Below are 12642 nucleotides of genomic sequence, written 5' to 3' on the forward strand. Positions count from 1 at the left end.
GCCTCCTGGACCCGGGGCGCGCTCGCCGCCGTCGTCTCGGCGACCGCGGCCCGCCTCGCGCTCACCCTGGCCGCCCGCACGGGCATCCCCCCGGCCCGCCCGGAGGGACTCGGCGCGGCGGTGGCGGGAACCGTCCCCCGGAGCGCCGCCCTGCTCGTGGCCGCGCTCGTCACCGCGGCGGCCGGGATCGCCGCCCTGCCGTTCGGGGCGTACGGGAGCGTGCAGTACGCGGCGTCCGTGGTCCTGGCGGTCTGCGCCGCCGAACTCCTCCTGCGGCACTGCGTCCGCCGCTTCGGGGGCATCACCGGCGATGTGTTCGGCGCGCTCGCGGAGACCGCGGCCACTGCGGCCCTCGTGGTTCTGGCGCTCGGCTGAAGCCCGTGGGCACGCCACTGTGAAACATAAAAGCGCCGCCACGAACGGATGAATCTACGCCGACACGATCGAACGGGCGCGACGCGCGTAGGCTCATGTCCGGCGCCCTTTCGGCCCGTTCTAGGCTGGCGCCGGGCCGGGTCGACCCACCCCATCGGCCAAGAACTCAACGGAAGCGAGAATTCACCACCGTGACTGCTCTGACTCTCAGCACTGCCGCCGCGTCCGGCCTGCGTGCCGACGCGATCGTCGTCGGCGTCGCGAAGGGCGCCAAGGGGCCGGTCGTCGCTCCGGGCGCCGAAGCCGTGGACAAGGCGTACGACGGCAAGCTCGCCTCCGTCCTGGAGACCCTCGGCGCCACGGGCGGCGAGGGCGAGGTGACCAAGCTGCCCGCGCCGTCGGGCTTCAAGGCCCCGGTCGTCGTCGCGGTCGGTCTCGGCACGGTGCCGGAGAAGGACGAGACGTACGGCACCGATGCCCTGCGCCGCGCCGCCGGTACCGCCGCGCGCGCCCTGTCCGGCTCGAAGAAGGCCGCGTTCGCGCTGCCCGCCGAGGACGCCGAGGACACCGGCGCGATCGCCGAGGGCGCGCTGCTCGGCGCGTACTCCTTCGACGCCTACAAGGAGAACGGTTCCGCCAAGGGCAAGAACGGCAAGGACGCCAAGGGTCCGCTCGCCGAGATCGCCCTGCTCGGCGGCAAGCCCCGCGACAAGGCGTACAAGGCCGCCGTCGAGCGCGCCGTCGCCGTGGCCGAGGAGCTCAACCGCGCCCGCGACCTGATCAACACCCCGCCGAACGACCTGAACCCCGAGGCCTTCGCCGCGGTCGCCTCCGCGGCCGGCAAGGAGCACGGCATCAAGGTCCAGATCCTGGACGAGAAGGCGCTCACCAAGGGCGGCTACGGCGGCATCCTCGGTGTCGGCGTCGGCTCGGAGGCCCCGCCGCGCCTGGTGAAGCTCTCGTACACCTCGTCCAAGGCGAAGAAGCACCTCGCCTTCGTCGGCAAGGGCATCACGTACGACTCGGGCGGCATCTCCCTGAAGCCCGCCGGTCACAACGAGACGATGAAGTGCGACATGGCCGGTGCCGCGGCCGTCTTCGCCGCCGTCGTCTCCGCCGCGCGCCTGGGCCTCGAAGTGAACGTCACCGGCTGGCTGGCGCTCGCCGAGAACATGCCGTCGGGCTCGGCGACCCGCCCCGGCGACGTCCTGCGGATGTACAGCGGCAAGACCGTCGAGGTCCTGAACACGGACGCCGAGGGCCGTCTGGTCCTGGCCGACGCGATCGCCAAGGCCTCCGAGGACAAGCCCGACGCGATCGTCGACGTGGCCACGCTCACCGGCGCGATGATGATGGCGCTCGGCAGCCGCACCTTCGGCATCATGGCCAACGACGACGCTTTCCGCGCCGCGATCCACGACGCCTCCGAGGAGGCGGGCGAGCCGTCCTGGCCGATGCCGCTGCCCGAGCACCTGCGCAAGGGCATGGACTCCCCCACCGCCGACATCGCCAACATGGGCGAGCGCATGGGCGGCGGTCTGGTGGCCGGTCTCTTCCTGAAGGAGTTCGTCGGCGAGGGCATCACCTGGGCGCACCTGGACATCGCGGGCCCCGCCTTCAACGAGGGCGGCCCCTTCGGCTACACGCCCAAGGGCGGCACCGGCACCGCGGTCCGCACCCTGGTCCGCCTCGCCGAGCGCACGGCGGCGGGCGACCTCGGCTGACCTGCTGATCCGTCGTACGCGGGCCGGGGCCCGGACACCCAGATGTCCGGGCCCCGGGCTGCTTGTGGCCGATTTCGCCCTCGACGAAATCCGTACGTTCATACGCCTGAGTAACGCCCCGACGTGGCGAATCAGACGTCTCACAGCCCGGCCCGCCGTCCCACCTCCCGCCGACAAGTGCGAAGATGGGTTCTCGGCAGGACAGGGCCCCCACCACAGGGCCGAAACAAGAGCGGCCGAATACCAGCCGACCGACCGGTCGTCCCACGGGAAGAGCGGTCCGGCGTACGGCGCACATGCATGGAGGACGTGACGTGGCGAACGACGCCAGCACCGTTTTCGACCTAGTGATCCTCGGCGGCGGTAGCGGCGGTTACGCCGCGGCACTGCGCGCGTCGCAGCTTGGCCTGGACGTCGCCCTGATCGAGAAGGGCAAGGTCGGCGGTACCTGCCTGCACAACGGCTGCATCCCCACGAAGGCGCTGCTGCACGCCGGCGAGATCGCCGACCAGGCTCGCGAGGCCGGTCAGTTCGGCGTGAAGGCCACCTTCGAGGGCATCGATATGGCGGCCGTCCACAAGTACAAGGACGACGTGATCTCGGGCCTCTACAAGGGCCTCCAGGGACTCATCGCCTCGCGCAAGCTGACGTACATCGAGGGTGAGGGCAAGCTCTCGTCGCCCACCTCGGTGGACGTGAACGGCCAGCGCATCCAGGGCCGCCACGTGCTCCTCGCGACCGGCTCCGTGCCGAAGTCGCTGCCGGGCCTGGAGATCGACGGCAACCGCATCATCTCCTCGGACCACGCGCTCACCCTGGACCGCGTGCCGAAGTCCGCGATCATCCTGGGCGGCGGCGTCATCGGCGTCGAGTTCGCCTCGGCGTGGAAGTCCTTCGGGGCCGAGGTCACCGTGGTCGAGGGCCTCAAGCACCTCGTCCCGGTCGAGGACGAGAACTCCTCGAAGCTTCTTGAGCGCGCGTTCCGCAAGCGCGGCATCAAGTTCAACCTCGGCACCTTCTTCGAGAAGGCCGAGTACACGCAGGACGGCGTCCGCGTGACCCTCGCCGACGGCAAGACCTTCGACGCCGAGGTGCTCCTGGTCGCCATCGGCCGCGGCCCGGTCTCCCAGGGCCTCGGCTACGAGGAGCAGGGCGTCGCGATGGACCGCGGCTTCGTCCTCGTCGACGAGTACATGCAGACCAACGTTCCGACGATCTCGGCCGTGGGTGACCTGGCGCCGACCCTCCAGCTCGCGCACGTCGGCTTCGCCGAGGGCATCCTGGTGGCAGAGCGCCTGGCCGGTCTCAAGACCGTCCCGATCGACTACGACGGCGTGCCGAAGGTGACGTACTGCCACCCCGAGGTCGCCTCCGTGGGCATCACCGAGGCCAAGGCCAAGGAGATCTACGGCGCGGACAAGGTCGTCGCCCTCAAGTACAGCCTGGCGGGCAACGGCAAGAGCAAGATCCTCAAGACCGCGGGCGAGATCAAGCTCGTCCAGGTCAAGGACGGTGCCGTGGTCGGCGTCCACATGGTCGGCGACCGCATGGGCGAGCAGGTCGGCGAAGCCCAGCTGATCTACAACTGGGAAGCGCTGCCGGCCGAGGTCGCCCAGCTCATCCACGCCCACCCGACGCAGAACGAGGCGATGGGCGAGGCTCACCTGGCCCTCGCGGGCAAGCCTCTCCACTCCCACGACTGACCTTCAGTTTCGGGCGCGACGACCACAGACTTCCGCAATTCGTAAGGAGCAACTGAAACCATGGCGGTTTCCGTATCCCTTCCGGCGCTCGGCGAGAGCGTCACCGAGGGCACTGTCACCCGTTGGCTGAAGGCCGAGGGCGAGCGCGTCGAGGCCGACGAGCCGTTGCTCGAGGTCTCGACCGACAAGGTCGACACCGAGATCCCCTCCCCGGCCGCCGGCATCCTGGCCTCCATCAAGGTCGCCGAGGACGAGACCGTCGAGGTCGGCGCCGAGCTCGCCGTCATCGACGACGGCAGCGGCGCCCCCGCGGCCGAGTCCGCCCCGGCCGCCGAGCCCGCGCAGGAGGAGGCCCCGGCCCCCGCCGCCGAGGCTCCCGCCGCTCCGGCTCCCGCCGCCGAGGCCCCGGCCGCTCCGGCCGCCCCGGCCGGTGGCGCCTCCGGCACCGACGTCACGCTGCCCGCACTGGGCGAGTCGGTCACCGAGGGCACCGTCACCCGTTGGCTGAAGGAGGTCGGCGAGGAGGTCGCGGAGGACGAGCCCCTGCTCGAGGTCTCCACGGACAAGGTCGACACCGAGATCCCCTCCCCGGCCGCGGGCGTGCTGCTCGAGATCGTCGTGGGCGAGGACGAGACCGCTGAGGTCGGCGCCAAGCTGGCCGTCATCGGTGCCGCCGGTGCCGCTCCGGCCGCCGCCGCTCCTGCTGCCCCGGCTGCTCCGGCCGCCGAGAAGCCGGCTCCGGCCCAGCCCGCCGCTCCGGCACCGGCGCCCGCCGCCCCGGCCGCGCCCGCCGCTGCCGCTCCGGCTCCGGCTCCGGCTCAGCCCGCGGCTCCGGCACCGGCTCCGGCCGCCCCGGCTCAGCCCGCCGCTCCGGCGCCGTCGGCTCCCGCCGCCCCGGCCCAGTCCTCCCCGGCCGACGACGGCGCGTACGTCACGCCGCTGGTCCGCAAGCTGGCGAACGAGCACGGCGTGAGCCTGTCGGACGTCAAGGGCACCGGCGTCGGCGGTCGTATCCGCAAGCAGGACGTCATCGCCGCCGCCGAGGCCAAGAAGTCCGCCCCGGCTCCGGCTGCCGCCGCTGGTTCTGCCGGGGGCCATGCCGCTTCGAAGGCCCCGTCCATCGAGGCGTCCCCGCTGCGCGGCCAGACGGTCAAGATGACCCGCATGCGCAAGGTCATCGGCGACAACATGATGAAGGCGCTGCACTCGCAGGCCCAGCTGACCTCGGTCGTCGAGGTCGACATCACGAAGCTGATGAAGCTGCGCGCCAAGGCGAAGGACGCGTTCGCGGCCCGTGAGGGCGTCAAGCTCTCCCCGATGCCGTTCTTCGTGAAGGCCGCCGCCCAGGCGCTGAAGGCCCACCCGGTCGTCAACGCCCGGATCAACGACGACGAAGGCACCATCACGTACTTCGACTCGGAGAACATCGGCATCGCCGTTGACGCCGAGAAGGGTCTGATGACGCCGGTCATCAAGGGTGCGGGCGACCTGAACATCGCCGGTATCTCCAAGAAGACCGCCGAGCTGGCCGGCAAGGCCCGCGGTGGTGGCCTCACCCCGGACGACATGTCCGGCGCCACCTTCACGGTCTCCAACACCGGTTCGCGCGGTGCCCTGTTCGACACGGTCATCGTGCCGCCGAACCAGGCCGCCATCCTGGGCATCGGTGCCACGGTCAAGCGTCCGGTCGTCATCAACCACCCGGACCTCGGCGAGACCATCGCGGTCCGTGACATGACGTACCTCTCGCTCTCCTACGACCACCGTCTGGTGGACGGCGCGGACGCCGCCCGTTACCTGACCACGGTCAAGGCGATCCTGGAGGCCGGCGAGTTCGAGGTCGAGCTCGGCCTGTAGTCCCACCGGCCTGCGGTTCCGCGGAGCCAGGGCTGTAAGACTCGTCTCATCAGGGCGTACGCCCCCGTTCGGAGGTTTCCGGGCGGGGGCGTCGCCGTATTGTCTAGGGGTCACCACGCCCTGGGGCGCTGCCCCCGCCGGAGGAGCCCACATGACCGCGCCCGTCGTTCACTCGCTGCGCGAACAGATCCGCGAGCACATCGTGGAGGGGATCGTCAGCGGACGCTGGCAGCCGGGCGAGCGGATCGTGGAGCGGCGGATCGCCGTGGAACTCGAGGTCTCGCAGACACCCGTACGGGAGGCCCTGCGGGAGCTGGAGACGCTGCGGCTCATCGAATCGGCGCCCAACAAGGGCGTGCGCGTGCGGAACCTCACCGCGGCGGACCTGGAGGAGAGCTACCCCGTCCGTGCGGGCCTCGAGGCCATCGCCGCCGAGCTCGCGGCGGAGAGCCTGGCCGGTGACTGCTCGGCCCTGGAACCCCATGTCGCCGCCCTGTACGAGGCGGACCGGGCCGCAGACGGGACGTCCCAGGTGCGCCACACGGTCGGTTTCCACCGGGAGTTGGTGCGGGCCGCGAACAACTCCGTTCTGCTGCACACCTGGGAGGGCCTGGGCATCGAGGTCTTCACGGCCCTGTCGATCCGCTGGCTCGGGACGGTTCAGCAGTCGTACGCCGAGGAGCACGAGGCGCTCGTGTCCGCATTCCGGAGCCGGGATCCCGCGATCGCGGAGCTGGTGAAGGCCCATGTACTGGGCTGCGCGCCGCGTCCCTGACCCGCCCCACGGGCTCGCGCTCATCCGTGAACGGCCCGCTCATACGTGCTCTCACCTGCGGTGATCCTTCAATTCGAAGGCACCGCGTGCCCGCATTAATGGCACCGGATGCCTACTTTCTGAATATAAAAGAGTTTTCCGCTTCAACCCTTTGATCGATCATCGATCACGGAGTTAGAGTCTCCGACGGGCTCTCACAGGAGCCTCACGCCCTGTCCTGCCAAAGACTTCGGGCAACCCCACCCCTTACCGAACAGGGGACCCCCTCCGACTCAGGAAGGCGGCGACATGACCGACCCCTCCGCAATCCAGCCGAGCGAGCTCGACCAGCTCCCGGACCGCGACCCCGAGGAGACCGCCGAATGGCAGGCCTCCCTGGACGCCGTTACCCAGGCGGCCGGGCCGCACCGAGCCGCATACCTGATGCGGCGCACGCTGGAGCGCGCCGAGGGCGCGGGCCTGGCGCTGCCCAAGCTCCTTGAGACCGACTACGTCAACACCATCCCCACCTCCGCCGAACCGGCGATCGAGGGCGACGAGGCGATGGAGCAGCGGATCGCCGCGTGGAACCGCTGGAACGCGGCCGCGATGGTGACCCGGGGCAGCAAACACGGCGTCGGCGGCCACATCGCCACCTTCGCCTCAGCCGCCTGGCTGTACGAGACGGGCTTCAACCACTTCTTCCACGGCAAGGAGGGGGACGGCTCCGGCGACCAGCTGTACATCCAGGGCCACGCCTCCCCCGGCATCTACGCCCGCGCCTTCCTCGACGGCCGTCTGAACGAGGCGCAGCTCGACAACTTCCGCCAGGAGGCGGGCGGCAACGGCCTGCCGTCCTACCCGCACCCGCGGCGTCTGCCCTGGCTGTGGGAGTTCCCGACCGTCTCCATGGGTCTTGGCCCGCTGTCGGCGATCTACCAGGCGCGGTTCAACCGCTACCTCACCAACCGCAACATCAAGGACGTCTCCAGCTCGCACGTCTGGGCGTTCCTCGGTGACGGCGAGATGGACGAGCCCGAGTCGACGGCAGCCCTCGCGCTCGCCGCACGTGAGGGCCTGGACAACCTCACCTACGTCATCAACTGCAACCTGCAGCGCCTCGACGGCCCGGTCCGCGCCAACTTCCGCGTGGTCCAGGAGCTGGAGGCCCAGTTCCGCGGCGCCGGCTGGAACGTCATCAAGGTCCTGTGGGGCAACGCCTGGGACGAGCTGTTCCAGCTCGACACCAACGGCGCCCTGGTCCGCCGCCTGCGCGAGGTGCCGGACGCACAGTTCCAGACGTACGCGACCCGCGACGCCGCCTACATCCGCGAGCACTTCTTCGGCTCCGAGCCGGCGCTCGTCGAGCTGGGCAAGCTGCTGAGCGACGACAAGATCAGCGAGTGCTTCCACCTCTCGCGCGGCGGCCACGAGGCCCGCAAGGTCTACGCGGCCTACCGTGCGGCGCTCACCCACAAGGGCGCGCCGACCGTGATCCTCGCGCAGACGGTCAAGGGCTTCACCCTCGGCAAGGGCTTCGAGTCCAAGAACGCCAACCACCAGATGAAGAAGCTCACGGTGGACGAGTTCAAGGACATGCGCGACCTCCTCGAGCTGCCGATCTCCGACAGCCAGTTCGTCGACGGCGTGGTGCCTTACGGCCACCCGGGCGCCGATTCGCCCGAGGTCCGTTACCTCCAGGAGCGCCGCGCGGCCCTCGGCGGCCCGGCCCCGGCCCGCCGCACGCAGCCGCTCGCGCCGCTGCCCGCCCCGGCCGACAAGGCGTTCGCCGCCTTCGACAAGGGCTCCGGCTCGCAGTCCGTGGCGACGACCATGGCCTTCGTACGCCTGGTCAAGGACCTCGTACGCGACAAGGAGACCGGCAAGCGCTGGGTGCCGATCGTCCCCGACGAGGCGCGCACCTTCGGCATGGAGTCGCTCTTCCCGTCCCTCGGCATCTACTCGCCCAAGGGCCAGAACTATGAGCCGGTCGACCGCGACCAGCTGATGTACTACAAGGAGGCCAAGGACGGCCAGATCCTCAACGAGGGGATCACCGAGGCCGGCTCCATGGCGGACTTCATCGCCGCGTCGTCGTCGTACGCGACGCACGGCGAAGCGATGATCCCCTTCTACATCTTCTACTCGATGTTCGGCTGGCAGCGCACCGCCGACCAGATGTGGCAGCTCGGCGACCAGCTCGGCCGCGGCTTCCTCGTCGGCGCCACCGCCGGTCGTACGACGCTGACGGGTGAGGGTCTGCAGCACGCGGACGGCCACTCGCCGGTGATCGCCGCGACCAACCCGGCCGCCCTTTCGTACGACCCGGCGTTCGCCTACGAGGTCGCCGCGATCGTCAAGGAGGGTCTGCGCCGCATGTACGGCGAGGCCCACGAGGGCGAAGACCAGAACGTCTTCTACTACCTCACCGTCTACAACGAGCCGATGCCGCAGCCCGCGAAGCCCGCGGGTGTCGACGAGGGCATCGTGCGCGGCCTGTACCGCTTCAACACCGCCGAGACGGCGGGGCACTCCCCCGCGGCCAACGCCTCGCGCATCCAGCTGATCGGTTCGGGTACGGCCATCCACTGGACCCTCGCGGCCCAGAAGATGCTCGCCGAGGACTGGGGCGTTGCCGCCGACGTGTGGTCCGCGACCTCCTGGACCGAGCTGCGCCGCGACGCCCTCGAGGCAGACGAGGCGATCCTGCGCGGCGAGGAGCGCACTCCTTACGTGCGCACCGCGCTCGAAGGCGCGCAGGGTCCCGTCCTTGCGGTCTCCGACTACATGCGGCAGGTGCCGGACCAGATCGCGCAGTGGGTCGAGCAGGACTACTCGTCGCTCGGTGCGGACGGCTTCGGTCTCTCCGACACGCGTGACGCGGCCCGCCGCCACTTCGGCATCGACGCCGAGTCGATCGTCGTCGCCGCGCTCGCGCAGCTGGCGCGGCGGGGCGAGGTGCCCGCTGCCTCGGTGAAGGAGGCCCGGGCCAAGTACGGCCTGTAGCCTGCGGCCCTCTGCGGCCTTCGGCCTGATGCGGGTCCCTGCCGGGTGGCGGGGGCCCGCTTTCGGCTGTGGGGGCCCGCTTTCGGCTGTGGGGGGCCCGCTTTCGGCTGTGGCGGGGCCGGTTGTAGGGGGGCGTTCGGTTTACCGGTAGCGGTCGGCCATTTGGCGGGCCGCTGCCGCGAATCGTTCCCTCAGCGTCGCCGGCTCCAGGACCTCCGCCTCCGGGCCCAGGGACATCAGCTGGGTGTACGCGACGTTCTCGTTCTCCACGGCAAGGGTGAGCGTCACCCGGCCCGCGTCGTCCGGGGCGCCCGCGGTCTCCAGCGCCTCGCGGGTGGAAGCGACGTCGGTGGCATACGGAAGCCGTCGTACGCCCTCCTCGGAGAGCCGCAGCACGACCTCGGACCGCAGGATCCCCCGGGCGAACTGCGCCGCCCGCTCCTCCCAGAACCCCGGCAGGTCGAACTCCTCGTCCCGTACGAAGCGGTCCTCGCCCGCGGCGATCGCGGTGAACCGGTCGATGCGGTACACCCGGAACGAACCGTTGCCCCGGAACGAATCGTTGCCGGGCACCCGCGCGCACAGATACCAGACGCCGGCCTTCAGCACGAGGCCGTAGGGCTCCAACTCCCTTTCCACCTCGGCGTCCTCGCGCCGGTAGCGGGCGGTGACGAGGCGGTCGTCCCACACCGCGTCCGCGAGGACGGGCAGCAACTCGGGCGTCGTCGTCTCCTTGAACCAGCCCGGCGCGTCCAGATGGAACCGCTGCGATGCGTTCTGCGAGGCGTCCCGCAGCGAGGGCATCAGCGCCGCCGACACCTTCAGGCGGGCCGCCGACGCCGCGTCCTCCAGGCCCATCTCGCGCAACGCACCCGGCACTCCGGAGAGGAACAGCGCCTCCGCCTCGCTGCGGCCCAGGCCGGTGAGCCGGGTGCGGTAGCCGCCGATGAGCCGGTAGCCGCCGGTCCGCCCCCGGTCCGCGTACACCGGAACACCGGCTTCCGAGAGCGCCTGGGCGTCCCGCGTGATCGTCCGCTCGGACACTTCGAGCTCATCCGCGAGCTCGGCGGCGGTCATGGAGGGACGGGCCTGGAGCAGAAGCACCATCTTGATGAGGCGTGCAGCGCGCATGCCCCCATGATGCCGCCGCCCGGGGGACACTCACGCGCACCGGTTGCGGGCGGCCCCCTAGCGGTAGCCCGTGACGTCGGCGGGCTTGCCCGGTTGTTCGACCTCCGCGATGTAGCGCCAGGCGTCCGGCGCCGAGCCGTCGATGTCCGTGAAGCCGTACTCCTTGGCGAGGCCGCCGCTGGAGAGGGACTTCCCGTTCCAGCGGGCCACTTCGGGGTCGGAGGCGAGCGCGACCAGGGCCCGGCCCACGAAGGTGGGGGTCTCGGAGATGGCGAAGTGGGGGTTCTGCTTGCAGCCGTCCCGCCAGTTCTCCTCGGTGACGCCGAAGGCCGTGTCGAGCATGAACTCGGAGCGCAGCCAGCCGGGGCTGAGACAGAGCGCCGTGCAGCCGTACTCCTTGACCTCCTCGGCGAGCCCCTGCGCCATCCGCAGCGGGGTCGACTTCGCGAGGTCGTAGTAGAAGGGCTTGCGGTAGTTGGGGCCGTTGTACTCCTGCGTTCCGTCGGTGACCTCGACGACCAGGCCACCGGGGTTCTTGACGAGCAGCGGCAGCGCGTACCGGCTGGTGACGATGTGGGTCTCGATGCCGAGGCGCATCAGGCGCAGCCCCTTGTCGAGGTCGTGCTCCCACATCTTCTTGTCCCACTCGACGTGGATGTCGCCGCCCCAGATGTCGTTGACCAGGATGTCGAGGCGGCCCTGCTCGCGCTCGATCCGCTCGACGAGGGCCTCGACCTGCGCGGGCTCCAGATGATCGGTGGGTACGGCGATCCCCGTGCCCGTTCCGCCCGCTTCCCGGCCCGCGGCGGTGATCAGCTCCGCGGTCTCCTCGATGGTCTCCGTGGCGCGGCCCACCTCGCTGGTGTGCTTGCGGGTCGTGCGTCCCGTCGCGTACACGATGGCTCCGGCGCGGCCCAGCTCCACGGCCATGGCCCGGCCGGCGCCCCGGGTGGCACCGGCGACGAGCGCGACCTTTCCCGTCAGTGGCCGGGCTCCGGTCACTGACCGGGCGGACGCGTGCGTACTCTCCATGTCCCTGCTCCCCACGTCATTTCCTTCCGTGTGCTGCGTGCTCTCCATGTCCGGGAGGCTTCCACGCAATGCCGACATCTCCTGTCGGGTTTTCCATGGGCATGTGCACGCATAACGAGAGGGCCGCATCCGCCGCACTCCACGTGCGTACCCACCCCCCAGGACCGATGCTTGTCCCGTGATGGACGAGACGGAGTTCTGGGAGATCGTGGACCGCACCCGGGTGGCCGCCGACGGCGACCCCGAGGACCACGCCGACCTGCTCACCGAGCGGCTCCTGGAGCTCGAACCCGACATGGTCCTCGACTTCGCCCGTCACTTCGAGGCCCGCTACAACCGTGCGTACCGCTGGGACCTCTGGGGGGCTGCTTCGGTCATCCTCGACGGCGCCGGCGAGGATGCCTTCGACTACTTCCGCTGCTGGCTGATCGGCCAGGGCCGTGAGGTCTTCGAGGGCGCCCTGCACGACCCCGACTCGCTCGCGGATCTCCTGGACTACTTCGACGAGGACGTGGACGGTGACGGCGAGGAGCTCGGCTTCGCCGCGGACGAGGCCTACGAACAGCTCACCGGTGTGGTCACCCCCGATCTCGGTATCGCTCCCGCCCCTTCGGAGCCGGAGGGAACACCGCTGGACCTCGAGGACGACACGGCGATGGCCCAGCGCTACCCCAAGCTCTGGGAACGCTTCGGCGACTGACGGACACCGCGCTTCTTCTGCCGGTCGGGACACCGCGCCTTCGCTACCGGTCCTGGAGCCGTGCCGCCTCCTTCCTGATCCCGGGGAGCGCGGCCATCAGTGCCGCTCCCGGGCATTGCGTGTAGTAGCCGTCCTTGTGCCCTGACACCGCACTGAACTTGGCGCTCTTGCCCTTCGGATACCTGCTGAGGCTGTTCGAGGAGACCAGCCGCACCTTGGAACGCGGGTCCACGTCCGTCAGGCCGAGCTTCCACGCCACCAGCGCCGCGATCGCATCGGTCATCGCCTTGGGAACAGGCACCCCCTTCGTGAACGTCCCTATCGCCGCGATCCCCACCGAACCCCGGTTGAAGCCCTGCG

Annotated in this window: 10 protein-coding genes; 7 read left to right on the top strand and 3 right to left on the bottom strand. The window is 70.4% G+C overall.

Annotated elements, in window-relative coordinates; genetic code table 11:
• The 6 genes from ACQKIP_RS25770 to aceE form a co-directional block, all read left to right on the top strand.
• On the top strand, window positions 1-375 hold a 375-nt coding region (locus ACQKIP_RS25770; protein ID WP_427744201.1), incomplete at its 5' end, for an adenosylcobinamide-GDP ribazoletransferase.
• Between the two features lie 191 nt (window positions 376-566).
• Window positions 567-2099, top strand: a complete 1533-nt coding sequence (locus ACQKIP_RS25775) for a leucyl aminopeptidase (RefSeq protein ID WP_365852650.1) — start codon at window positions 567-569, stop codon at window positions 2097-2099.
• Between the two features lie 314 nt (window positions 2100-2413).
• Window positions 2414-3802: a dihydrolipoyl dehydrogenase gene (gene lpdA, locus ACQKIP_RS25780; protein ID WP_365852648.1), complete on the top strand. Its 1389-nt coding sequence runs from the start codon at window positions 2414-2416 to the stop codon at window positions 3800-3802.
• A gap of 60 nt (window positions 3803-3862) precedes the next feature.
• On the top strand, window positions 3863-5659 hold the full coding sequence (gene sucB, locus ACQKIP_RS25785; protein WP_365852646.1) for a 2-oxoglutarate dehydrogenase, E2 component, dihydrolipoamide succinyltransferase: 1797 nt from the start codon (window positions 3863-3865) through the stop codon (window positions 5657-5659).
• Window positions 5660-5810: 151 nt separating this feature from the next.
• Window positions 5811-6434: a GntR family transcriptional regulator gene (locus ACQKIP_RS25790; RefSeq protein WP_190081302.1), complete on the top strand. Its 624-nt coding sequence runs from the start codon at window positions 5811-5813 to the stop codon at window positions 6432-6434.
• Window positions 6435-6722: 288 nt separating this feature from the next.
• Window positions 6723-9419 carry a pyruvate dehydrogenase (acetyl-transferring), homodimeric type gene (gene aceE / locus ACQKIP_RS25795; protein WP_365852644.1) on the top strand — a complete coding sequence of 899 codons (2697 nt, stop codon included), beginning with the start codon at window positions 6723-6725 and terminating at the stop codon, window positions 9417-9419.
• A 141-nt stretch (window positions 9420-9560) separates the two neighbouring features.
• Here the strand turns inward: aceE and ACQKIP_RS25800 are convergent, their stop codons facing one another.
• Together ACQKIP_RS25800 and ACQKIP_RS25805 are read right to left on the bottom strand one after the other, a co-directional pair.
• Window positions 9561-10550, bottom strand: coding sequence for a helix-turn-helix transcriptional regulator (locus tag ACQKIP_RS25800; protein WP_365852642.1), 990 nt, complete (start codon window positions 10548-10550; stop codon window positions 9561-9563).
• A 57-nt stretch (window positions 10551-10607) separates the two neighbouring features.
• Window positions 10608-11582 carry an SDR family oxidoreductase gene (locus tag ACQKIP_RS25805; protein ID WP_365852640.1) on the bottom strand — a complete coding sequence of 325 codons (975 nt, stop codon included), beginning with the start codon at window positions 11580-11582 and terminating at the stop codon, window positions 10608-10610.
• Between the two features lie 181 nt (window positions 11583-11763).
• Between ACQKIP_RS25805 and ACQKIP_RS25810 the strand changes: the two genes are divergently transcribed.
• Window positions 11764-12282, top strand: a complete 519-nt coding sequence (locus ACQKIP_RS25810; RefSeq protein WP_365853444.1) for a DUF4240 domain-containing protein — start codon at window positions 11764-11766, stop codon at window positions 12280-12282.
• A 43-nt stretch (window positions 12283-12325) separates the two neighbouring features.
• Here ACQKIP_RS25810 and ACQKIP_RS25815 read toward each other — a convergent pair.
• Window positions 12326-12642, bottom strand: a 317-nt coding sequence (locus ACQKIP_RS25815) for an N-acetylmuramoyl-L-alanine amidase (RefSeq protein WP_427744204.1), incomplete at its 5' end; no start/stop codon positions are given.

This window comes from Streptomyces sp. NPDC059900 (genome assembly GCF_050270335.1).
In the GTDB taxonomy this organism is placed as follows: domain Bacteria; phylum Actinomycetota; class Actinomycetes; order Streptomycetales; family Streptomycetaceae; genus Streptomyces.